Origin of the sequence: Streptomyces sp. NPDC001796, from assembly GCF_042892355.1 — a bacterium.
Lineage (GTDB): Bacteria > Actinomycetota > Actinomycetes > Streptomycetales > Streptomycetaceae > Streptomyces.
In genome coordinates, this window is record NZ_JBIAUC010000011.1 from 29,169 (window position 1) to 51,975 (window position 22,807).

Genomic DNA, 22,807 nt, shown 5'->3' on the forward strand with positions numbered 1-22,807 from the left:
CGCGCGGGTCGCCATCATCCCGAGCACCGTGGCGTGGCGGCCGCCGAGCGGCTGCCGCCTGGGCCGCGCCCCGGACGCCGGTACAGCATCTTCCCCTCGCCGCAGCGGTGTCGACGCAGGGTCAGGTGGCGGATGCTCGGTGAGCCTCGTGGGCGGACTGCTCGGTGGCGAGATAGATGCGGGTGGTCGTGCCGGCCGGGCCGGTGTGCAGGCGGACCAGGTCGGCGAGGATGTTCACCAGCAGCAGGCCCCGGCCGCCGGGCCGGGCGGAGGGCGGAGGGATGCGCCCGGCCAGCGGATCGGTGTGCACCCCGGCGTCGTTGACCTCGCACACCAACTGCCCGGCCTCCGCCCACAGGCGCAGGGTGCCCCGACCGCCGCCGTGCACCACGCTGTTCGTGGTCAGCTCGGCCACCGCCAGCTCCAGGTCCGCCGTCCGGTGCTTCGCCAGGCCCAGCACTGACGCCTGCTCGGTGGCGAAGTGGCGGGCGGCGGGCAGTGCCGCGGCGTCGAAGGGATACTCGGCGGCGCCGGACGGCGCGGGAGGCAGGGGCTGGTTGTACCGGCTGACGACCTGCTCGGGCGCGTAGGTGCCGCTGGCGCGCTCCTGGCCGCGCTCGATGACCGTCGGGTGGGTGGCGTGCGCGTCGGCGAGCACCGCGGAATCCAGCCGGGAGGTGTCGTACGGGCACAGGATGCTCACGGCCCGGCCGCGGAAGGCCGCGTTGATCAGGGCCTCGTGCTGCACACACGCGGGGTACTCGGTCGCGGTGCGTCCGGCCCAGATGGGCTCCCCGATGATCCGTACCCGGCCCGTGGGGTGGGCGTCCGCGAAGCCGCGCAGCACCCGGGGGATGATCCGTCCCGGATTGCGCCCGGCCTCGGTCATGTCCAGGAACTGGACGGCCTCGCCGCGTTCGCCGAGCGCGTCCCGCAGCAGACGCAGGTTGTCGCCCGGCACGGCCACGGCCACCGGCTCCCCGGCGGCCAGCCCTTCCTGAACGAACGACACGGTGCCGGCCAGGTACTCGTCGCGGCCGGAGTAGAACAGGGCGGGGTGCCAGAAACGGTCGTCCGCCTTCGTGCCAGTCATGACTGCGCCACCTCGATCACCGACAGCCCGGGCCAGAACAACTCCAGCGTTCGCCGCAGACTCGCCGGAGGCTGCCACAGCACGATGCGCCGCCCTTCCCCCAGAGCTTCGGCCGCCGCCGCGAGAGAGGCGGCGCCACGCACATCGATGAAGGTGACCCCGGAGAGCTCCAGATGGCACACCGGCTCGTCCCCGTCCACGAGTTCCTCCAGCAGAAGCTCCCACACCGGCTGCGTCGCCAGGCTGATTTCACCCGTCGCCCGCATCCCGGCCCGGTCCGGTAGCAGGCCGCCCTTCAACTCGGCCGTCGGCAGGAGCTGGGAGGCCGCCTGCCGCCTGCCCTGTGGTGTGTCCATGTCTCCACCTCGCGCGGCTGCTCCGGAACCCGGCCAGTATGGCCTACGGCCCGGCGACGGCACGCGGCGGTATACCGCGGGCGGCACACGGCGCGGGCCAAAACAGCCACGGCGGCGCTTGTCATCGCCCGGCCTCCGTGCCGGGCACGCCGCACGCCCGGGCACCGAGAGGGGCAATCGCCCCTGCGCCCCGCCCGGTGGCGGGCGCCGGTCAGCCGAGTGCCCGGTGGGCGACCGTGCCGGCTGCCCCGGTCGGCGTGTTCCCCGGACGCGGCACGCAAACGCCGCCGGTCGAGTGGCGGCTGATCGGGTGCCGTCCGTGGCCGGGAGACCGCGCGCCGCCGCGGGCTTCAGCGGCGTACGAGGCCTGCGCCGGGCGACCGAGCCGCACGAGCACAGGTGCCGCCGCCTCTCAACCGGGACGAGCGTCGCCGACGGCACCGCAGCGGGGCCCGGCGCGCGGTGGTAAGCGGAATGCATGAGACCCTCGCGTATCGCCGCCCGACTGTGCTCGCTCCTCACCGCCGTCTGCACCCTCACCGCAACTCCCGTGGCACACGCCGCGCCTCGGGGGTACGCCACCGGGTACGTCGCCCTCGGCGACTCCTACTCCGCCGGTGTCGGTGCCGGCAGCTATCTCACCTCCAGCACCGACTGTCTGCGCAGCAGCCACTCCTTCCCCGCGTTGTGGGCCGCGGCCCACGCGCCGTCCAGCTTCGACTTCACCGCCTGCAACGGCGCCCGCGCCCTCGACGTGCTGAGCCGTCAGCTCGGGTCGCTCAACGCCCGCACCGGGCTGGTCACCATCACCGTCGGCGGCAGTGACGCCGGCTTCTCCCATGTGATGACGACCTGTGTGCTGCACGGCTCGGGGACCTGCCTGGACGCCGTCAAGGAAGCGCTCGACCGCATCGACAGCGCCCTCCCCGGCGACCTCGACCGCCTCTACGCCGCCATCCGGGCCAAAGCCCCCCACGCCCATGTCGTCGTCCTCGGCTACCCGCACCTGTACCAGCTCAACGGCAGCTGCAAGGCGGGGCTGGCGGACACCACCCGCTCCGCCCTCAACGGTGCTGTCGACCGCCTCGACAAGGTCATCGACGAACGGGCCACGCACCACGGGTTCACCTACGTCGACGTCACCGGCGCCTTCACCGGCCACGAGATCTGCTCCTCCGCCCCATGGCTCCACAGCGTGAACTGGCTTGCCCCCACCGAGTCGTACCACCCCACCGAAAAGGGGCAGTCCCAGGCCTACCTCCCCGCCCTGAACCGCACCGCGTGAACCTCGCCCGGGCTCGCCCGCCCGGCGGGATCTGCGCGTCATCCGGTGGCCGGAACGTCCTCATCGCGCGGGGCAGCGGCCCGGAGCGCCGCCACGTGGAGGGGTACGGAGACGCCACGACCGCGAATAACGCAAAACTGGGTACATCCACCTGAATGGGGGAACTGTGTATGTAAGGAAAAAATCAATCCTCGTCGAGAGGCACAGCGATGTCGTATCCGCAGCACTCCAGTGGAATGGGCACGCATCCCGAGATAGCGGAGATGCGGGAACGGCTCGAGCGCACGGCGGCCAGCGGCGGGGCGATCGCCCTTGAAGGGATGATCCTCCTGGCGGGTGTCTACGCCGCGATATCACCCTGGGTCGTGCACTTCTCCGGTACGCCCTTCATCACCGTCAACAACCTGATCGTCGGCCTCGCCGTCGGCCTGATCGGGCTCTGTATGACCCTGGTGCCCGAGCGCATGCTCCGCCTGGCTTGGGTGGTCGCCCCGCTCGGTGTGTGGCTCATCATCTCCCCCTGGGTGGTCACCGCCACGCACAGCGCGCGGGCCGGCATCATCGCGAACAACGTCGCGGTGGGTGCGGTGACGGCTGCGCTGGGCCTGGCAGCCATGGGCCTGACCATCGGCGTCGCCCGCCGCGCTCCTCAGTGAGACCGCGGTACGGCACGGCCCACGGTGAGCGTGCCGGTGTACGTGACTCGCGCACCGGCACGCTTCCGGCTGTCTCGGCGCACGGCGCCCCGGTGGACGGCCCGCCTGGGCGCCTCACTCGTGTGAGGCGCCCAGGAGCTCCATCACCCGCGTCAGGACGTCCGCGCGGAACAGCGTGCGGGCGTGAGCGACGCGGCGGTCGCGGTCGGGACCGGGGGTCGTGAGGCGGTTCAGCGCATCGAGCAGCTCGGACTCCGTCGTGGCCACCTCCGTCAGACCGAGCGCGGCCATCCGGTGGACGCCTTCCTCACCGTGGCCCGGAAGTGGGCGGTATCCCACCACCGGCAGGCCCGCAGCGAGAGCCTGCACGGCAGTCTGGCCTGCGGCGTTGTCCACCAGGGCACCGGCCGCACGCATCAGGTCGGGCATGTCGGCGACCCAGCCGAGCGCGAGAACCCCAGGGATCTCGGCGAGGTGCTTGCGGAGCACCTCATTGCGGCCGCACAGCACGACCGGGAGAAAGCCGTGTGCGGCCAGTAGGCCGGCGGTGGAGGAGAGACGTGAGCCCGCCCCCCAGGCACCCGCGGAGAGGATCACCGGGGCCCGCCCCGGAGCAGACCGGGCGAGGCGCCCGGACCACTGTGCGGCGGCCGGAGCCGGACTGAGGAACTCGGGGGCCACGGCCGGTCCGGTCGTCTCGGCGGGGACGGCGATGTCCTCCCGTACCTCACGGGCGGCCTCGTCGGTGAGGCAGAAGTAGCGGTCGTTGCCCGGATGGAGCCACTGCCGGTGCACCGCGAAGTCGATCAGGAAGACGGCGCTCGGCACCCGCAGCCGGCCCCGGGACCTGAGGTGGCCGGTCAGTTGCGCCGCCAGGTGGAAGACAGGGAGGACGACATCCGCGCCCGTGCGGTCCACGAGGTCCGTCAGGCGGCTGCCCGCGAGGCGGGCCAGGGGGACACCGCTGGGGCGGCGGCCGGGGCCCCGACGCAGGAACGTGCGGTAGAGGAAGGCGTACACCCACGGGAAGTGCCGGACCGAGGACTGATAGAAGCGGCGCAGTCCCGCGCCGAGGCCGTACGGCAGGAGAGCGAGGACGTCGACGACGTCCGCCTCATGGCCGCGCCCCCGTGCGCGCCGCGCGAGTTCCCCGGCGACCGTGTCGTGCCCGGCGCCCATACTCGCGCTCACGATCAGGATCCGCCGGGAGCCGCCGGGGGACGGAGGCGGGGCCGCCGGGGCGGTGGCCGATCCCGCCGAACGGGCTACTTCGGCCGCCGGGCGGCGGGCATGCTTCATGGCCGCTCGCGTCGCTCGCCGTCGAGGCACGGGGGAAAATGCACGCACTGGTACTGATTGTCCCAAGCCGCATTTTCCAAACACGCCTTGCGGGTTTCGCGGTGCGGCGAGCGGGATACTCACCGTCCGCTCGTCCGCTTCAACCCTGTCGGCGCAGGAGTGCTCGAAGCCAGGAGCACCCGACCGACAGCCGTCGCCACCCGTTCCGTCCGGTGTTCGCCGTCGCAGCCGAGCCGAGGTCGCCGCCATGTCCCATGCTCCCTCCCCTCCTCGATCCGTCCCCGCCCTCTCCGCGGACGCTCCGTCCCCCTCCGCCGGCACCGCGCCCCGGCACACCGGTGACCGGGCGGCGCACCCTGGCACGGCACTGGTGACCGGCGCCTCCTCCGGTATCGGGGCAGCCGTCGCGCGCCGGCTGGCCGCCGAGGGCGGCTGGCGCCTGGTGCTGAACGGGCGGGACGCGACCCGTCTGGCGCAGGTCGCCGACCGCGCTGCGGCCATCGGCTACCCGGCGGATCTCAGCCGTCCCGGAGCCGGCCGGCAGCTGGCCGAGTTCGCCCTGGAGCGGATGGGCCGCGTGGACCTGCTGGTGGCGTGCGCCGGTATCGGCTGGGCCGGCGAGTTCAGCACCATGCCCCCACGCGCCATCGACGAGGTGATCGACGTCGATCTGCTCGCCACACTGCATCTGGTACGGCAGCTCGTCCCCCATATGGTCCAAGCGGGTTCCGGGCATGTGGTGATCGTCGGATCGCTTGCGGGTGCGGTCGGCGTGCGCGGTGAGGCCGTCTACTCCGCGGCCAAGGCGGCGCTGGCGGCGTTCGCCGACGCCCTGCGCTACGAACTGCGCGGTACCGGGGTGCGGGTCAGCCTCGTGGTCCCCGGTGTGGTGGACACCCCCTTCTTCGAGCGCCGGGGTGTGCCCTACCGCAGGTCCAGGCCGAGGCTGGTGCCGCCCGAGCGGGTGGCGGACGCCGTCTGGTGCGCGGTGAGCCGGGGCCGGGACGAGGTGTACGTGCCCCGCTGGCTGCGGCTGCCCGCCCGGATCCGTGGTGCGGCGCCCGGCCTGTACCGGCGGCTCGCCGCCACGTTCGGATGAGTGGCGGGTGAGCGCTCTCACCGTCGTACTCGCGCTGCTCACGGCGCTGTCCAACGCCTCGGCCTCCGTGCTGCAACGGCGTGCGGCGACGGACTCGCCCGTGGGCGGCCGCGGGGTGCGTCAGGCGGTGCGCTGGCTCGGTCATGTGCTGCGGCGTCCGTACTGGCTGGCGGGGGCCGGGCTGCTGGCACTGTCGACCGTGTTCCAGGCGGCCGCGTTGGCCGTGGGCAGTCTCGCCGTCGTACAGCCTCTGCTGGCCACCGAGTTGCTGTTCACCCTGGCCGTCGGCGGCGTCGTCTTCCGCGCTCGCCCGAGTCGGCGCACCTGGCTGGCGTTCACCGCCCTCGCCGCCGGCCTGGCGCTGTTCCTGGGGGTGGCGGCGCCCTCCTCCGGCCGGACCACGGCCCTGCCGGGGCGCTGGCTTCCGGCGGGGGTCGCCGTGGTGTGCGCCGTGGTGGCTCTGGTCGTCTCGGCCCGCGCGGTTCGGGGCGCACCGCGTGCCACGCTCCTGGGGCTGTCGAGCGCGGTGTCGTTCGCCGCCACGGCAGCGCTGCTGAAGGAGGTCATGGGACGGCTCCCGCAGGGCGTGGGGGCGGTGCTGACGCAGTGGCCGCCGTACGTGACGGCGCTGATCGGCGTGGTCAGCTTCCTGTTGTTGCAGAGCGCGTTCCGGGCCGGGTCGCTGACGGCGTCGCAGCCGGCTCTGACCCTCGGGGACGCGATGGTCGGGGTGGCGCTGGGATCGGCGCTGTTCGACGAGCAGATCGCCCTCGGGGTGCGGGTGCTGCCCGAGGTGCTCGGCTTCGCGCTCATCGGTGCGGGAAGTATCGGACTGGCGGGCGCCCCGTGGGCCGGCGGTGCCTGGGACACGGCACCGAACGGCCGGGACGGGCCGGGTCCCGAGGCCCGGAAGCGGGTGCCGGGGAGGCCGTCGGCCGCCGGCCAGGACCGGACCGGGAGCAGCCCGGCCCCTGACGACGATCCCGTCCCCCACGACGACGGCCCGGAACCCGGCGAAGCCCCGGGTGCCTGACGACAAGGAGGCAGTTGCCCGATGACTCGTCCTCACCGTCCCTCTGCCGGCGGGCGCGCTGCGGCCCTCCTGGCGCCGGTCGCGGCGGTCGCGGCCGCGCACATCGGCCCTGCCGCCACCTGGCTGCCCGGCCTGCGGAACCGCTTCCTCCCCGGGCTCGCCGGGGTGGGCCGCCCCGATCACATCGCTCTCACCTTCGACGACGGGCCCGATCCCGGCTCCACGCCGCACTTCCTCGACGCGCTGGACGACCTCGGCGTCCGGGCGACGTTCTTCGTGCTGGGCGAGAGTGTCGTGCGCTGTCCGGCGCTGACCCGTGAGATCGCGGAGCGGGGGCACGAGCTCGCCGTGCACGGCTGGAGCCACGGCAGGCCCTGGCTGCCGTCTCCGGCCCGTGACACGGCGGACCTGGTCCGGACGGTGGACACGGTCCACGACGCGGCGGACCGTCGGCCCCTGTGGTACCGGCCGCCGTACGGGATCCTCACGTCGGGACGCTGGGCGGCGGCCCGGCGGGCCGGCCTGCGACCGGTGCTGTGGACGGCCTGGGGCAAGGACTGGAGGGCCGACGCCACGCCTGCCTCCGTACGCGCCACGGCCGGTACGGAGTTGCGGGGTGGCGGCACCCTGCTGCTGCACGACTCGGACCACGCCGCAGCGGTCGGCTGCTGGCGTGCGACGCTCGGGGCGCTCCCCGGCATCGTGGACGACTGCCGTGCGGCGGGGCTGTCGGTGGGGCCGCTCCGCGAGCACGCTGTGGGAGCCGGCGCGGAGGAGTCCAGGGCGCGGCAGGCGGCGGGGCGCGTCCGCAGCGCCTGACGCCCGGAGGCCGCCTGCTCCGGGCGTCCGGGGGCATGCTGGAGGAGTGATCCTTCTCGCCGCGCTGTTCGCCGTCATGGGTGCCGCCAGCAATGCGGTCGGTACCGCGTTCCAGCGCAAGGCGGCGTCCACGGTCGCGCGCGGCGGCGGCCTGCGGCTGCTGATCGAGCTGGCCCACCGGCCGGCCTGGGTGATCGGCATCGGCGGTGTCGTCGGCGCCGCGTTGTTCCAGGCGCTCGCCCTGGTCAACGGGCCGATGGCACTGGTGCAGCCGCTGTTCGTGCTGGAGCTGCCGTTCGCACTGATGATCGCCGCTCCCCTGATGCAGCGACGGCTGCCGGCGGCGGCCTGGTGGGCGATCACCGGTGTCGTCATGGGCCTTGCCCTGGTCCTCGGCTCCGCCGCTCCCTCCGGAGTGGTGGACCAGGCGTCCATGGTGCGCTGGATCCCGGTCCTCGCGGCCTGCCTGGGTGCGATGGCCACCGCCGTCGTCATCGCCCGCCCGGGGCGCCCGCCGCTGTTCCGGGCCGCCGTGCTGGCCGCGGCCTCCGCTGTCGGCAACGCCCTGACCGCGGCGCTGCTGAAGTCCGCCACGGGCAGGTTCGCGGACGGCGGCATCGTCGCCTTCCTGCAGTCCTGGCAGACGTACGGCTTCGCGCTCACCGGTGTCAGCGCCATCCTGCTGCTGGAGAACGCGCTCCAGGCGGGCTGGCTGACCGCGTCCCAGCCGGCGCTCACCATCGGGGACGCCACGGTGAGCCTGCTGCTCGGCATCACCCTGTTCGACGAGCGGATCCGGACCGGCTGGTGGCTGCTGCCCGAGGCCATCGGCGTCGCCCTGATCGTATGGGCGGTGGTGAGACTGAGCCGCGTGGTGTCGAGGGTCCAGGCGGCGGAGGCCGACCCCCGGCAGGCGTTTGTGGGCGGGGGCCACGGGGACTCGGAGCCGCAGGAGGACGAGGGCTGGAACAGCCGGGGTCCGCGCACCCGGCCGGGACGGGGGCCCACGGGAGAGCGGCCCGAAAGCGAAGGCTGACCCGGTGGCGGGCCGCTAGGGAGGCATTCGTATGACGGTGGAAGACACGCGCTACGACCAGAGCGGCGACACGCCATTGGCGGGCTACGCGCTCCTCGCGACGACGTTCACGGCGGGTGCCGCGCTGTTCGCCGCGGTGGCACGCCGCCGGGGTCTGCGGCTGCCGCAGCAGGTGCCGCCGTGGGACGTCGCTCTGCTGGGAACGGCGACGTTCAAGGCGTCCCGGCTGCTGACCAAGGACAAGGTGACCAGCTTTCTGCGGGCGCCGTTCACCCGGCGGGAGTCCGACAGCACGGCCAACGAGGTGATGGACGAGGCGCGCGGCAGCGGTGTGCGGCGCGCGGTGGGCGACCTGCTGTCCTGCCCGTTCTGCACGTCCGCGTGGGTGGCCGGGGCGCTGGTGTGCTCCTACACCGCCGCGCCGAGGGCCACCCGGCTGGTGTGCGCGGGCCTCACCGCCGTCACGGTGTCGGACCTGCTGCAGTACGGGTGGAGCGCGACGGCCGAGGCGGCCGAGGGCTGACGCGGGCGCCTGTCCCGGCGTCAGCCGTGCCCCTCGGGATCCTCGGCCAGCCGTGCGGCGGTCTCCAGCAGCAGGGCGTGGACGAACGCCTGGGGGAGGTTGCCGCGCAGCTGCCGCTGGGCGATGTCGAACTCCTCCGCGTACAGGCCGGACGCCCCGCAGGCGGCACGGTTGCGTTCGAACCAGCGGTGGGCGTCGATCAGCCGGCCCTGCTGGTGCTCGGCGAGCGCCATCACGAACCCGCACAGCAGGAACGCCCCCTCGGCCTCCCCGAGGGGGCGTTCGTCGTGCCGGAAGCGGTAGATGTAGTGGTCCTGGGCCAGTCGGCGACGGCAGTCGGCCAGGGTGGCGCGGGTGCGGTCGTCGTCGGGGAGCAGGGCGCCGCGTACGGCCGGCAGCAGCAGGGCGGCGTCGGTCTCCGGGTCGTCGGGGGTGCGCTGCCAGCGGCCGTCGGGGTGCAGGCAGCGCTGCGCGGTGGTGTCGAGGAGGGTGTCGGCGAACCGGGCGCAGTGGTCGGAGAGCGGATGGCGGGGGGCCGCGGCGGCCAGGGCGCGCAGCCCGGCGACGCAGGTCAGTCGGCTGTGGGTCCACCACTGGGAGTCCAGTTCCCAGATCCCGGCGTCCGGCTCCCGCCAGCGCTCGGTGATGGCGCGCACCGCGATCTCGGCGGCCTTCCACCCGTCGGCGTCCAGCCGCTGCCGGCGTTCGGCCGCCGCGAACAGCAGAAGCGCCTCGCCGAAGCAGTCCAGCTGGAACTGTTCCCTGACGTGGTTGCCGACACGGCTGAAACCGCCGGGATAGCCGGGCAGGTCGAGTTCCCTCTGGCCGGGGACGGGGGTGCCGTGCACCGTGTAGGCGGGGGCCAGTCGCGGGCCGTCCTCCCGCAGCCGCTCACCGACGAAGCGCACGGCCCCGTCGAGGAGTTCGGGGGCGCCGGTGGCGGCCGCGGCCTGCCCGGCGTAGCTCTGGTCGCGGATCCACACGTAGCGGTAGTCGTAGTTGCGCCCCGCCTCGGCGCGTTCCGGCAGGCTGGTGGTGGCGGCCGCGACCATGCCGCCGCCGTGGGTGGTCAGGCCGCGCAGGACGGCGTAGGCGCGGCGGGCGTCGCGCGGGGCGATCGTGTGGTCGAGCGCGGGTACGGCCTCGCGCCAGGCCTGTTCCGTCGCGGCCCAGGCCTCGGCGGCCCGCGGCGCGGTGCGGGGCAGGGGTGAGGCGGAGCACTCGAGGACCAGGTCGTGGCGTTCGCCGGGCTTCAGCACGATCTCGGCCGTCAGGCCCTGGCCGCGGGCGACGGCGAACGGGGCGCCCTGCCAGCGCAGACGGTGGGCGCCCGAGGTGAGGTACCACACGCCGTCGTCGGTGCGGTGGGCGGAGGCCAGTGAGGAGCGGCCGTAGTCGCCGTGCGGCTCGAGCAGGACCCGTACGTGGGCCACCGTGTCGACGGCGTGCAGTTGCCGCAGCAGCACGAGGCGGCCGGCTTCGCCGGGAAAGGCGAGGGCCTCCCGGCACTCGACGAGGCCGTCGGTGGTGACCCAGCGGCTGCGCCAGATGAGGGTTCCCTCCTCGTAGTAGCCGCCGAAGACATGGCGGGCCGTGGGCGTGATGGCGTAGACACCGCCGCCGCCGATGAGCGAGGCGAAGACGGCGTCGTTGTGCCAGCCGGGTGAGCACAGCCAGCCGATGTCGCCGCAGGGGCCGATCAGCGCGCCGCGCTCCCCGTCGGCCAGCAACGCGTAGTCGTGCAGCGCGTGCGGCCGGAACAATGTGCTCATGGGTGCTGCCTCCTGGTTCGGCCGACTGTGGGCGCGCGGCCTGCGGGGTCGCAGGGACCTCAGGCCGTACGGCTACCCGGTTTGAGCTGCGGCATTGGCGCCGAGTGTGTGAGAAGCGTCCCCGGACGACGGGAGAAATCCGGTGGTTGGGCTGCGACCAGTGGGGAAACCGGTGCCGCATGTCAACGACCCGGCGACGTCCGCCGTCCCGTCCGGTGCCTCCGCTGCGCCCCGCCGCACCGCCACGGGCGCCCGTGGACGCGGCCACCGTGCCCGTCGGGGCGCGTGCATACCGCGGGTCCTCACCCTGTGTCACTCACTCGGATGACGTACACCACCGAGCCACCGGCGCCGCGGCGACGGACGCTGATCGGGGTACTCGACGGTCTTCCGCGACGTCAGCGGCCCGGCGCCCGGAACAGGTGCCCGACGAGCCGTCGCCGCGTAGGGAGGAGTTCTTCAATGGTCAGCCCTTTGTCACGGCACTGGGACCACGCCGTCGTCACCGGCGGCGCGGGTTTCGTCGGTTCCCACCTGTGCGCCGCCCTGCTGGACGCGGGCGCCTCGGTCACCTGCGTGGACGACTTCAGCACCGGCCGGCCGGAGAACGTGGCGCCCTTGCTCGACCGGCCCGGGTTCACGCTGGTGCGGGGCAATGTGGCGGAGGGGCTGACCGTCGACCGGAAGCCCGATCTCATACTCCACTTCGCCTCGCCCGCGTCGCCCGCGGACTATCTGCGCCTGCCCCTGCACACGATGGACACCGGCAGCCTGGGTACGCGCAACGCCCTCGACCTGGCGCACAGCTCGGGCGCGCGCTTCCTGCTCGCCTCGACCTCCGAGGTCTACGGGGACCCGCAGCAGAACCCGCAGGACGAGCGGTACTGGGGGCATGTGAACCCGGTCGGGCCGCGCAGCGTGTACGACGAGGCCAAGCGGTTCGGTGAGGCCCTGACCACCGCGCACTCCGAGGCGAAGGGCACCGACACCGGCATCGTTCGGCTGTTCAACACCTACGGTCCGCGGATGCGGGGGCACGACGGCCGCGCGGTTCCGACGTTCGTGCGGCAGGCGCTCGCCGGTGAGCCGCTGACGGTCACCGGTGACGGACGCCAGACGCGGTCCCTGTGCTACGTCGACGACACCGTCCGGGGCATTCTCGCGGCGGCGGCGCACGGTATGCGCGGCCCGGTGAACATCGGGAACCCCTCCGAGATCACCATGCTGGAGCTCGCCCGTCTGGTCATCCGCCTCACCGGATCGACGTCGGAGATCCGGTTCATCGAGCGGCCGACGGACGACCCGGCCGTGCGCTGCCCCGACATCACGCTGGCCCGCGACAAGCTCGGCTGGGAGCCGCAGGTGGACGCCGAGGAAGGCCTGCGCCGCACCATCGACTGGTTCCGCGCCACCTCCCGCGGCTGACCCGCGCGCCCGCCTGCCGGCCGCGCCCCGCGACAGCGGACACGCCCCGCCGTTCGAGCCCCGTACCGGACACGCCGCCCCGCGCCCGCCCCCTCACCACCCGCTTCCGTCCGGCTCTACCGCCGAAAGGCCTCGGAACCCCATGCGCATCCTCGGAATCAACGCTCTGTTCCACGACCCCGCCGCCGCCCTGGTGATCGACGGCCGGACCGTCGCCGCCGCCGAGGAGGAGCGGTTCTCCCGGCGCAAGCACGGCAAGCGGCCGGTGCCGTTCTCCGCCTGGGAACTGCCGGAGAAGGCCGCCGCGTGGTGCCTCGGGCGCGCCGGACTGCGCCCCCAGGACCTCGACGCCGTCGTCTACTCCTACGATCCGGATCTCGCCCGCCCGGCCGAGGCGATGGGTCTGGACGACCCCTGGGACCATCTGCGGCAGACGTACGCCCGCGAGGCTCCCGGTTTCCTGAAGGCCGCGCTGCCGGGCCTCGACCCCGGCATCGTCCGTTTCGTGCCGCACCACATGGCGCACGCCGCGTCCAGCGCCTTCGCCGCGCCCGACGCCGGGGACTCCTCCGTACTGGTCCTGGACGGCCGCGGGGAACGCGCCTCGCACCTGGCCGCGCGCCGGGTCGGGGACCGTCTCGAGCCCCTGTACGCGCAGGAACTGCCGCACTCCCTGGGGCTGGTCTACGAGGAGCTGACCGAACACCTCGGGTTCCTCAGGTCGTCCGACGAGTTCAAGGTGATGGCGCTCGCCTCGCACGGCCGTCCGCGCATGCTCGCCGAGTTGCGCCGCCATGTGTACCCCACGGGTGACGGCGGCTTCCACGCCACCGGGGTGCCCTGGCACGAGCTGTGCGCACCGCGCGGCCCGGACGAGCCGTGGACGCAGGACCACGCGGACGTGGCCGCGAGCGCCCAGGCCGTGCTGGAGGAGACGTTGCTCGACCTGGTGCGCTGGCTGCACGGCAGGACGCGCCACAACGTGCTCACGCTCGCCGGGGGCGTCGCGCTGAACTGCGTCGCGAACTCGCGGATCGCCCGCGAGGGGCCCTTCTCGCGGGTGTGGGTGCAGCCCGCGGCCGGTGACGCGGGCACGGCGCTGGGCGGGGCGCTGCTGCTGGCTGCCGGGCAGGGGGACGAGCCGGAGCCGATGCCGGGCGCCGATCTGGGCCGGGACTGGTCGGACGCGGAGCTCGGGGCATGGCTGAAGACGGCGGCGGTGCCCTTCGAGCGGCCTGCGGACATCGCCCGGACCGTCGCCGAGACCCTCGCGGACAACGGGATCGTGGCCTGGTTCCAGGGCCGTTCCGAGTACGGTCCCCGGGCGCTTGGGCACCGTTCGCTGCTGGCCCACCCAGGGCACGCGGGCAACCTGGAGCGGCTCAACGACGTCAAGGGCCGCGAGCAGTTCCGGCCGGTGGCGCCGATGGTGCTCGCCGACCGCGCCTCTGAGATCTTCGACGGTCCGCTGCCCAGCCCGTTCATGCTGTTCGTGCACGACGTGGCCGAGGTGTGGCGGGACCGCATCCCGGCGGTCGTGCACGTCGACGGCACGGCCCGCATCCAGACCGTCGACCCGGCCAAGGAGCCGCTGGTCGCCCGGATGCTCGATGAGTTCGAACGGCTCACCGGGCTGCCCGTGGTGGTCAACACCAGCCTCAACACGGCGGGCCGGCCCATGGTGGACGATCCGCGCGACGCGCTGGAGTGCTTCGGCTCCTCCCCCGTCGATCTCCTCGCCATCGGCCCGTACGCGGTGCGGCGAGGGGACTTCTTCCGCGGCGCCGACGCGAGGAGCACGTGATGGCGGAGCGCGGAGACGACATGGTGACCACCGTCCACGCCGACGACGCGTACGCGGTGGTGATACCGACGCTGGGACGGCCCAGCCTCAGTGCGTGCCTGCGGGCGCTGGCCGAGGCGTCCGGGCCGCGGCCGGTGCGGGTCGTCCTCGTCGACGACCGCCCCGGTGGCGAGGGCGAGCCGCTCACGGTCGACATTCCGGGGCCGCTGCACCCGGTCACCAGTGTGGTGCGCGGCCGTGCCCGGGGGCCGGCCGCGGCCCGCAACGACGGGTGGCGGGCGGCCGGGCGGATCCCCTGGATCGTGTTCCTCGACGACGACGTGGTGCCCGGCCGTACCTGGGGTGACGACCTCGCCCTGGATCTGGCGGAGGCGACGGAACTCACGGGCGCGATCACCGCCCGGATCGATGTGCCGCTGCCGTCCGACCGCCGGCCCACCGACTGGGAACGCAACACCGCCGGCCTCGCCACCGCGCGGTGGATCACCGCCGACATGGCCTACCGGCGTACGGCCCTGGAGGCCGTCGGCGGCTTCGACGAACGGTTCCGCCGGGCCTTCCGGGAGGACGCGGACCTCGCCCTGCGAGTGCAGGCCGCGGGGTGGACGGTGACCTCCGGGTCCCGGACGACCACGCACCCGGTGCGCCCGGCCGACCGCTGGGTCTCGGTGCGCCTGCAGGCGGGGAACACGGACGACGTGCTGATGACCCGGTTGCACGGCCCCGGGTGGTGGAGCAGGGCGGGAGCGCCACGAGGACGGCTGCCCGGTCATCTGGCGGTGACCGGAGCGGCGGTGTCGGCCCTCGCCTGCGCGGCCCTGCGCAGGCCCCGGGCCGCCGCGGTCTGTGCCGCCGGCTGGCTGGCCGGGACCGCCGAGTTCGCCCTGGCACGGATCGGCCCGGGGCCGCGAACCCCGGACGAGGTGGCCACCATGGCGCTGACCAGCGTGCTGATCCCGCCCGCCGCCACCTGGCACTGGCTGCGCGGTCACATCGTCCACCGTGGAGAGCCGCCGCACGACGCACACGACGCCGGCTCGCAACCGCCGGTGCGGAGCCGGTCGTTCGAGGAACGGGTGCACCCATGAGCGAACGCCCGCTGCCGCCGCGTCGCCCCGAGGCCGCCGTGCCGTCGGCGACCGGGCCGTGGCTGTTCGACGGCCCCCAGGGCGGCCGGCCGCGGGCTGGGGGCACCGGCGGCCGACCGCGGGCTGGGGGCACCCTGCCGGCGGCGGTGCTGTTCGACCGGGACGGCACCCTCGTGTCCGATGTGCCCTACAACGGTGACCCGGCACGGGTCGTGCCGATGCCGACGGCGCGGGAGGCGGTCGACGCCGTCCGTGCGCGAGGCATCCCCGTCGGGGTGGTCAGCAACCAGTCCGGCGTGGCCCGCGGTCTGCTGACGCGCACTCAGGTGGAGGCGGTGCGGCGGCGGGTGGAGGAACTGCTCGGCCCGTTCGACGTGTGGGCGGTGTGCCCGCACGGCCCGGGTGACGGCTGCGGCTGCCGCAAGCCGGCGCCGGGCCTGGTGGTGGCCGCCTGCGCACGGCTCCGCGTCCCGGTGGAGCGCGCCGTCGTCATCGGGGACATAGGCGCGGACATGGGGGCCGCCCGGGCGGCGGGCGCCCACGGCGTGCTGGTGCCGACCCCCGTCACCCTCCCGGAGGAGATCGAGGTCGCCGAGACCACGGCCGGCGACCTGCTGGCGGCGGTGCGCCTGGTGCTGGGTCCGGAGGACGGCCCCGGTCACGGGCCGTGCGCCGCCTCGATCGCGGGGGAGGCACGATGACGGACACCCGACGCCTTCCCCGCACCCTGGTGGTGCGCCTCGACAGCGCCGGCGACGTGCTGCTGGCCGGGCCCGCCGTGCGTGCCGTGGCGGCCGGTTCCTCGCACACGGCGATGCTGTGCGGTCCCCGCGGGGTGCAGGCGGCGAAGCTACTGCCGGGCGTGGACGAGGTACTGGAGTACGACGCCCCGTGGGTTGGCCTCGAACCGGCGCCGGTCTCCCGTGCGGCGACGCGGCGGCTCCTTCAGACGCTGACCGCGGGCTGCTTCGACCGCGCTCTGGTGCTCGTCTCGTACCACCAGAGTCCGCTGCCGATCGCGCTGCTGCTGAAGCTGGCCGGGGTCGGCTGGACGGCCGCCGACAGCGAGGACTATCCGGGCGCCCTGCTCGACCTGCGGCACCGCCGGCTGCCGCGGCGGCACGAGGCCCTGGCGACGCTGGACCTGGCGCGGGACGCCGGTTTCGCGCTGCCGCCCGGCGACGAGGGGGCGCTGCGGGTCACCACGCCGCCGGACACCACTCACCTCACCGGGTCGGAGCCGTACGTGGTGCTGCACCCCGGTGCAGCGGTGCCGGCCCGGGCGTGGAGCCCCGAGCGGGCGGCGCGGGCCGCGGCCGCCCTGGCCGCCGAGGGCTATCGGGTGGTGGTCACCGGGGACCGTGGGGAACGGGAGCTGACCGCGAAGGTGGCCGGATCGCACGGGCTGGACCTCGGCGGCCTCACCGATCTGCGGCAGTTGGCGGGTGTGCTGGCCCGGGCGCGGGTGGCGCTGGTCGGCAACACCGGGCCGGCGCATCTGGCGGCCGCGGTGGGCACCCCGGTCGCCTCCCTGTTCGCGCCGGTCGTACCTGCCGAGCGCTGGGCCCCGTACGGCGTCCCGCATGTCCTGCTCGGGGACCAGAGCGCGGCGTGCGCGGCGACCCGCGCCCGGGACTGCCCGGTGCCGGGACACCCGTGTCTCGACGGCGTGAGCGATGCCGAGGTGCTGGCCGCTGTGGCGGCGCTCTGTGAGAGAAGGCCCACGGCGATGCATGACGCGGACCGGACGCGGAAGACGGACCGAGCGGATCTCGCCACGGACGCGTCGCCCGGACCGCGTGACGCGTCCCGCCCGCAGGACGCGTCCGGCTCCGAGGACGTGGCAGGGCCCGGGGACGCGTGCGGCCCGGCGGAGGACGTGTCCGGTCCCGGCCGCGGTCCCGAGACGGAACGAGGAGCGACCGTATGAACATCCTGTTGTGGCATGTGCACGGCTCCTGGACGACGGCGTTCGTCCAGGGTCCCCACACCTACCTCGTTCCGGTGACACCCGGCCGTGACCCCGACGGACTGGGGCGGGCCCGCACGTTCTCCTGGCCGTCCTCGGTGCGCGAGGCGACCCCCGAACAGCTGCGCGACGCGGAGGTGGACCTGGTCGTCCTGCAACGGCCGCACGAACTGGAGCTGGCCGAGCGCTGGCTCGGCGGCCGCCGCCCCGGCCGCGACATACCCGCCGTCTACCTGGAGCACAACGCCCCGGACGGCGACGTGCCGAACACCCGGCACCCCTTCGCCGACCGGGGCGACCTGACGCTGGTTCACGTCACCCATTTCAACCGGCTGTTCTGGGACTGCGGCCGAACGCGCACCGAGGTCATCGAGCACGGCATCGTCGACCCGGGGCACCAGTACACCGGCCGTCTCGCCCGCGGGGCCGTCGTCGTCAACGAGCCGGTGCGGCGCGGCCGTTACACCGGTACGGACCTGCTGCCCGCGCTGGCGGAGGCGGCGCCGCTGGATGTGTTCGGGATGCGCACTGAGGGTCTGGCCGGCCATCTCGGGCTGCCCGAGGAGCAGTGCCGAAGTGCGGACCTGCCGCAGGCCGAGCTGCACCGGGCGATGGCGCAGCGCCGGTTCTATCTCCATCCGGTGCGCTGGACCTCCCTCGGCCTGTCGCTGCTGGAAGCCATGCACCTGGGCATGCCCGTCCTGGCGCTCGCCACCACCGAGGTGGTCGAGGCGGTCCCGCAGGGCGCGGGCGTGCTGTCCACCCGGCCCGACCTCCTGGCCCGGGCAGCCCGGCACTACCTGCACGAACCCGAGGCCGCGGCCGAGGCCGGCTCCCGTGCCCGCCAGGCGGCCCTCGGCCGGTACGGGCTGAAGCGCTTCCTGGACGACTGGGAGCGCGTGATGACGGAGGCGCGCTCATGACCTCATCCCTGCACCCCATCCAGCCCGGCACCGTCGACGCCGACGGCCCCGGTTCCCTGTCGATCGCACTGGTCTCGGAACACGCGAGTCCCCTCGCCACCCTGGGCGGGGTGGACGCCGGCGGGCAGAACGTCCACGTCGCCTGCCTGGCCGGGGCGCTGGCCGACCGGGGTCACCGGGTGACCGTGTACACCCGCCGCGACGACAAGGACCTGCCGGACCGGGTGCCGCTGCGCGAAGGGGTCGAGGTACGCCATGTGCCCGCGGGTCCGCCGGAGCCGCTGCCCAAGGACGAACTGCTGCCCTACATGGCCGACTTCGGGCGCTACCTGGCCGGAGTCTGGCGGGTGCGGGCGCCGGACGTGGTGCACTCGCACTTCTGGATGTCGGGGCTCGCGTCGCTGCGGGCCGTCCGCGAGCTGGGGCTGCCGCTGCTGCACACGTACCACGCGCTCGGCACCGTGAAGCGACGGCACCAGCAGCTGGCGGACACCAGCCCGCCGCGGCGGATCGCGTACGAGACGGAGGTGGGCCTCGGCTGCGACCGGGTGATCGCCACGTGCCGGGACGAGGTCGTCGAGCTGGGCAGGATGGGCATACCCGCCGGGAAGGTCAGCATCGTGCCGTGCGGGGTGGACGCCGAGCTGTTCACGCCGAAGGGTCCTGTCGCGCAGCGCGGCACCCGCCGGCACCGGCTGCTCCAGCTGGGCCGCCTGGTGCCGCGCAAGGGCGCGGCGGTGTCCGTGGCCGCGCTGGCCCTGCTGCCGGAGACGGAACTCGTCGTCGTCGGCGGGCCGTCGGCGGACCGGCTGGACGAGGACCCGGAGGTGCGCCGGCTGCGCCGCATCGCCGAGGAGCACGGCGTCGCCGACCGGGTGATCTTCAAGGGCGGTGTGGCGCCGCGCGATGTGCCGCCGCTGCTGCGCGCGGCCGACGTGGTGGTGTGCCCCGCGGACTACGAGCCGTTCGGCATCGTCCCGCTGGAGGCCATGGCCTGCGGCAGGCCGGTCGTGGCCAGCGCGGTGGGCGGCCAGCTGGACACCGTCTCCGACCCGACCACCGGGCGCCTGGTGCCGCCGCGCGACCCCGAGGCCCTCGCCCGGGCCGTCGGTGAACTCCTCGCCGACCCCGAGAAGCGGGAGGCGTGCGGCGCGGCGGGCCGCCGTCGGGTGCTGCGCAGGTACGGCTGGGGACGGGTCGCCGCGGCCACCGAGGCGACGTACTGCTCCGTCCTGGAGGCCCAGCCCGCCGCCACGGGGGTGGTGTGATCACGCACCGTCCGCCCGGCCCTCGACAGCGTTCCCGACCCACCGCGGAGCTCCGACGTCCGAAGGAGGTGCGGGTCCGGCCGCCGTCCCCGTGACGCGGTACGCCCGATCAGCATGACCGATTCTTCTGCATCCCTTGCACTCGATGCCGCGCACCTGCACTGCCGTTCACTGGAGCAGGCGCTCGTCCGCCTGCGCCGGGACGGCCTGCACCGGATCGCGGAGTGGGGCGGCCGACTCGCGATCGTCCTTCCAGCCGGCGGCCGGCTGCTGGCCGCCGGCAACGGCGGCAGCGCCGCCCAGGCCCAGCATCTGACCGCCGAGCTGGTGGGTCGTTACCGGCAGGAACGGCCGGCCTACTCGGCCATCTCGCTGCACGCGGAGACCTCCAGCGTGACCGCGATCGGCAACGACTACGGATTCGACCAGGTCTACGCCCGGCAGGTGGCCGCACACGGCCGCCCGGGTGACGTACTCGTGCTGCTGTCCACCTCCGGCCGCAGCGCCAACCTGATCAGCGCGGCCGTGACGGGCCGGGCGGCCGGGCTGCGCGTCTGGGCGCTCACCGGGCCCGGCCCGAACCCGCTGGCGGAGGCGGCCGACGAGGCCCTGTGCATCGGCGTCGGCAGCACCGCGACCGTTCAGGAGGCCCATCTGGTGGCCGTGCACCTGCTCTGCGAGAGCTTCGACGCGGCACTCGGCGTCGCCACCCGGCACACCGCCGCGCCACGTGCGGTCGGCGTGCACGGGAGGGCGTCGTGACGGGGCGGGCTCCGCTCGTGGTCGTCGGGGACGCCCTGCTCGACGAGGACATCGAAGGTGTCGCCACCCGGCTGTCCCCGGACGCCCCCGCCCCGGTCGTCGACGTCACCGAGGACCGGCGTCATCCCGGCGGGGCGGGGCTCGCCGCCGCGCTCGCGGCCCGCGGCGGGCGTGAGGTGGTGCTGGTGACCGCGCTCGGCGACGACTCGGCCAGCGAGGCCGTGCGCCGTGATCTGCGCGGCCGGGTGCGGCTGGTGGAGATCCCGCTGAAGGGCAGCCTGCCGGTGAAGACTCGGGTGCTGGCGAGCGGCCGGCCCCTGGTGCGGATCGACCGGGGCGGCGGCACGCCCGGCGAGCCGGACGCCGCGGTGCGGGAGGCGCTCGCGCAGGCGCACGCCGTGCTGGTCGCCGACTACGGACGGCACACCGCCGGTGCCGTGCGGGAGCACCTGAGGGCCGTCGTGCCGCGTACGCCGCTGGTGTGGGACCCCCACCCCCGGGGCGAGACTCCCGTGCCGGGGGCGCGACTCGTCACCCCGAACGCGGCGGAGGCATCCGCCCTGTGCCCCGGCGACGGCGACTCGCTGCGCGCGTACGCCGACCGGGCCGCTCGGCTCGCGGAGCGCTGGCAGGCGGCCGGTGTCGCCGTGACCCTCGGAGACCGCGGGGCGTTGCTGGCCAGGCCGGGCGACGGCACGCCGATGCTGGTGCCGCCGCCGTACCGGGCCAGCGGGGACCCCTGCGGTGCGGGCGACTGCTTCGCGGCCGCGACGGCGGCGGCGCTGGCGGACGGCGCACTGCCGGAGGAGGCCCTGCAGCGGGGCGTCGCGGAGGCCGCCGCGTTCGTCTCGGCGGGCGGGGCCGGGAATCCGGCGCTGTGGCGGACCTCGCCGCCTCCCGCTGCGCAGACTCCCCGCACCGACGCCTTCGCGGTCGCCGAGCGGGTCCGCGCGCGGGGCGGCACCGTGGTGGCCACCGGCGGCTGCTTCGATCTGCTGCACGCGGGGCACGTGGGCCTGCTCGAGAGTGCGCGGCGCATCGGCGACTGCCTGATCGTGTGCCTCAACTCGGACCCCTCGGTCGCCCGTCTGAAGGGGCCGGGGCGCCCGCTGAACACGGTGGCGGACCGGGTGCGGGTCCTCGAGGCGCTCGGCAGCGTGGACGCCGTCGCGGTCTTCGAGGAGGACACCCCGGAGACGGTCCTGAAGCGGCTGCAGCCGGATGTGTGGGTCAAGGGCGGCGACTACTCCGTCCAGGACCTGCCGGAGGCGGAGGCGCTGCGGGCCTGGGGCGGGCAGGCGGTCGTACTGCCCTATCTCGACGGCCGCTCCACGACGCTGCTGGCCCGCCGGGCGGCACGGGCCGCCGTGCCACCGGTGCCGCCGTCGTGATGACGGGCGAGGCGCACTCGCCTCGGGTGCTGGTGCTGCGGGCGCTCGGGCTCGGCGATCTGCTGGCGGCGGTGCCCGCGCTGCGGGCGCTGCGGCGGCATCTGCCCCGCCATGAGATCGTGCTGGCCACGCCCGGGCGGCTGGCGCAGGCAGCTGCGGCGACCGGCCTGGTGGACCGGGTGCTGCCCGCCTCCGCCCCCGGCCGGGCGGTGCCCACCGAGCTGGACTGGACCGGGCCCGCCCCCGATCTGGCCGTCGATCTGCACGGCAACGGCCCGCCGAGCCACCTCCTGCTGCAGCGACTCGGGCCGCGGCGACTGTTCGCCTATGCGCACCCGGACACTCCCGACATCCCCGGTCCGGTGTGGCGGGAGGACGAACACGAGCGGGAACGGTGGTGCCGTCTGCTCGCCTGGTACGGCGTCCGGGCGGACCCGGAGGACGTGTCGATCCCGGCGCCCGCGACGCCCTCCCCCGCACCCGGCGCGGTCGTGGTGCACCCCGGGGCCGACGCGGCCGCGCGGTGCTGGCCACCGGAGCGGTTCGCGGCCGTCGCCCGGGAGGTGCGCCGCTCGGGACACGACGTCGTGGTGACAGCGGGCGCCGGGGAGGGCACGCTGGCGCGGAACGTGGCGGCTCGGGCGGGGCTGCCGCCGGACGCGGTCATGGGAGGCGACGGCGACGTGCCGTTCGACCGGTTGGCCGCGCTGGTGGCCGGGGCCCGCTGCGTGGTGGTCGGCGACACCGGGCTCGCACATCTGGCCACGGCCCTCGGTACTCCCTCGGTGGTCCTGTTCGGCCCGGTCGCCCCTCGGCTGTGGGGGCCGCCGGCCGGCGCGCGGCACCGGGTGCTGTGGCACCCGGGGGACGACGATGGGCCGAGGCCGGGGGACGCGCACGGGAGGGTGCCGGACGAGCGGCTGCTGCGGATCACGGTGGCGGAGGTCGCCGAGGCGGTGCACGGCCTGCTGGAGCCGGGGCCGGGCCGTGGGGTGCGGCGTGAGGGCGCAGGAGCACTCACGACGGGTCTGCGGGCCCACGGCTGACGGAGGGCGGCGCCAGACCCGGTGAAGACCGCCGACCGATACCGCCGACCCTCGATCCCGGCCTTGGCCGGACTGCGACCACCTCGGCAGCACCGGAGCGACGGCCCAGTAACGGCGTGGAGGCCCGGACGGGGGGCGGCCCCGGGGACGGGCGGCGGCT

General features: G+C 74.7%; 21 protein-coding genes. 17 read left to right on the forward strand and 4 right to left on the reverse strand.

Features of this window, described 5'->3' with window-relative positions; translation table 11 throughout:
* Positions 1-121: 121 nt before the first annotated feature.
* Together ACFYZE_RS22405 and ACFYZE_RS22410 are read right to left on the reverse strand one after the other, a co-directional pair.
* Entirely contained in the window at positions 122-1,093 is a 972-nt protein-coding gene (locus tag ACFYZE_RS22405) for an anti-sigma factor RsbA family regulatory protein (protein ID WP_388996771.1), read from the reverse strand.
* Positions 1,090-1,449: an STAS domain-containing protein gene (locus ACFYZE_RS22410; RefSeq protein ID WP_388996774.1), complete on the reverse strand. Its 360-nt coding sequence runs from the start codon at positions 1,447-1,449 to the stop codon at positions 1,090-1,092. Before ACFYZE_RS22410 ends, ACFYZE_RS22405 begins: the two co-directional genes overlap by 4 nt.
* A gap of 478 nt (positions 1,450-1,927) precedes the next feature.
* On the opposite strand from ACFYZE_RS22410, the gene ACFYZE_RS22415 reads away from it, so the two are divergent.
* Together ACFYZE_RS22415 and ACFYZE_RS22420 are read left to right on the forward strand one after the other, a co-directional pair.
* Complete coding sequence (locus tag ACFYZE_RS22415; RefSeq protein WP_388996777.1) at positions 1,928-2,734, forward strand: SGNH/GDSL hydrolase family protein; 807 nt, start codon at positions 1,928-1,930, stop codon at positions 2,732-2,734.
* Positions 2,735-2,943: 209 nt separating this feature from the next.
* Entirely contained in the window at positions 2,944-3,390 is a 447-nt protein-coding gene (locus ACFYZE_RS22420; protein WP_388996780.1) for an SPW repeat protein, read from the forward strand.
* A gap of 114 nt (positions 3,391-3,504) precedes the next feature.
* On the opposite strand, the gene ACFYZE_RS22425 is transcribed toward ACFYZE_RS22420, so the two are convergent.
* Positions 3,505-4,569, reverse strand: a complete 1,065-nt coding sequence (locus ACFYZE_RS22425; protein WP_388997247.1) for a galactosyldiacylglycerol synthase — start codon at positions 4,567-4,569, stop codon at positions 3,505-3,507.
* Between the two features lie 367 nt (positions 4,570-4,936).
* Between ACFYZE_RS22425 and ACFYZE_RS22430 the strand changes: the two genes are divergently transcribed.
* Genes ACFYZE_RS22430 through ACFYZE_RS22450 form a run of 5 tightly spaced genes read left to right on the forward strand, consistent with a single transcriptional unit; the run spans position 4,937 to position 9,199 of the window.
* Complete coding sequence (locus ACFYZE_RS22430) at positions 4,937-5,788, forward strand: SDR family NAD(P)-dependent oxidoreductase (protein WP_388996782.1); 852 nt, start codon at positions 4,937-4,939, stop codon at positions 5,786-5,788.
* Between the two features lie 7 nt (positions 5,789-5,795).
* Positions 5,796-6,821, forward strand: a complete 1,026-nt coding sequence (locus tag ACFYZE_RS22435; protein ID WP_388996785.1) for a DMT family transporter — start codon at positions 5,796-5,798, stop codon at positions 6,819-6,821.
* Between the two features lie 21 nt (positions 6,822-6,842).
* Positions 6,843-7,640, forward strand: a complete 798-nt coding sequence (locus tag ACFYZE_RS22440; RefSeq protein WP_388996788.1) for a polysaccharide deacetylase family protein — start codon at positions 6,843-6,845, stop codon at positions 7,638-7,640.
* Between the two features lie 46 nt (positions 7,641-7,686).
* The gene (locus ACFYZE_RS22445; RefSeq protein ID WP_388996791.1) at positions 7,687-8,676 is read left to right on the forward strand and encodes a DMT family transporter; all 990 of its coding nucleotides are present in this window, start codon (positions 7,687-7,689) and stop codon (positions 8,674-8,676) included.
* Positions 8,677-8,707: 31 nt separating this feature from the next.
* Entirely contained in the window at positions 8,708-9,199 is a 492-nt protein-coding gene (locus ACFYZE_RS22450) for a DUF1360 domain-containing protein (protein ID WP_388996794.1), read from the forward strand.
* Positions 9,200-9,219: 20 nt separating this feature from the next.
* Here ACFYZE_RS22450 and ACFYZE_RS22455 read toward each other — a convergent pair whose 3' ends face one another.
* Positions 9,220-10,971, reverse strand: coding sequence for a glycoside hydrolase family 15 protein (locus ACFYZE_RS22455; protein WP_388996797.1), 1,752 nt, complete (start codon positions 10,969-10,971; stop codon positions 9,220-9,222).
* 462 nt (positions 10,972-11,433) lie between these two features.
* Here ACFYZE_RS22455 and ACFYZE_RS22460 point away from each other — a divergent pair, with 462 nt between their 5' ends.
* From ACFYZE_RS22460 to ACFYZE_RS22505, 10 genes are all read left to right on the forward strand, one after another.
* Positions 11,434-12,396, forward strand: a complete 963-nt coding sequence (locus ACFYZE_RS22460; protein ID WP_388996800.1) for a UDP-glucuronic acid decarboxylase family protein — start codon at positions 11,434-11,436, stop codon at positions 12,394-12,396.
* Positions 12,397-12,538: 142 nt separating this feature from the next.
* Positions 12,539-14,200, forward strand: coding sequence for a carbamoyltransferase (locus ACFYZE_RS22465; RefSeq protein ID WP_388996803.1), 1,662 nt, complete (start codon positions 12,539-12,541; stop codon positions 14,198-14,200).
* Positions 14,200-15,288 carry a glycosyltransferase family 2 protein gene (locus tag ACFYZE_RS22470; RefSeq protein ID WP_388996806.1) on the forward strand — a complete coding sequence of 363 codons (1,089 nt, stop codon included), beginning with the start codon at positions 14,200-14,202 and terminating at the stop codon, positions 15,286-15,288. The genes ACFYZE_RS22465 and ACFYZE_RS22470 overlap by 1 nt, the downstream gene beginning before the upstream one ends.
* Positions 15,285-15,989 carry a D-glycero-alpha-D-manno-heptose-1,7-bisphosphate 7-phosphatase gene (locus tag ACFYZE_RS22475; RefSeq protein WP_388996809.1) on the forward strand — a complete coding sequence of 235 codons (705 nt, stop codon included), beginning with the start codon at positions 15,285-15,287 and terminating at the stop codon, positions 15,987-15,989. Before ACFYZE_RS22470 ends, ACFYZE_RS22475 begins: the two co-directional genes overlap by 4 nt.
* Positions 15,986-17,218, forward strand: coding sequence for a glycosyltransferase family 9 protein (locus ACFYZE_RS22480; protein ID WP_388996812.1), 1,233 nt, complete (start codon positions 15,986-15,988; stop codon positions 17,216-17,218). The genes ACFYZE_RS22475 and ACFYZE_RS22480 overlap by 4 nt, the downstream gene beginning before the upstream one ends.
* Positions 17,215-18,180: a glycosyltransferase gene (locus ACFYZE_RS22485; protein ID WP_388996815.1), complete on the forward strand. Its 966-nt coding sequence runs from the start codon at positions 17,215-17,217 to the stop codon at positions 18,178-18,180. Before ACFYZE_RS22480 ends, ACFYZE_RS22485 begins: the two co-directional genes overlap by 4 nt.
* Positions 18,177-19,448 carry a glycosyltransferase gene (locus ACFYZE_RS22490; protein WP_388996817.1) on the forward strand — a complete coding sequence of 424 codons (1,272 nt, stop codon included), beginning with the start codon at positions 18,177-18,179 and terminating at the stop codon, positions 19,446-19,448. Before ACFYZE_RS22485 ends, ACFYZE_RS22490 begins: the two co-directional genes overlap by 4 nt.
* A 114-nt stretch (positions 19,449-19,562) precedes the next feature.
* Positions 19,563-20,210, forward strand: coding sequence for an SIS domain-containing protein (locus ACFYZE_RS22495; RefSeq protein WP_388996820.1), 648 nt, complete (start codon positions 19,563-19,565; stop codon positions 20,208-20,210).
* Positions 20,207-21,601: a D-glycero-beta-D-manno-heptose 1-phosphate adenylyltransferase gene (gene rfaE2 / locus ACFYZE_RS22500; RefSeq protein WP_388996822.1), complete on the forward strand. Its 1,395-nt coding sequence runs from the start codon at positions 20,207-20,209 to the stop codon at positions 21,599-21,601. Before ACFYZE_RS22495 ends, rfaE2 begins: the two co-directional genes overlap by 4 nt.
* Positions 21,601-22,647, forward strand: coding sequence for a glycosyltransferase family 9 protein (locus ACFYZE_RS22505; RefSeq protein WP_388997250.1), 1,047 nt, complete (start codon positions 21,601-21,603; stop codon positions 22,645-22,647). The genes rfaE2 and ACFYZE_RS22505 overlap by 1 nt, the downstream gene beginning before the upstream one ends.
* Positions 22,648-22,807: the final 160 nt, after the last annotated feature.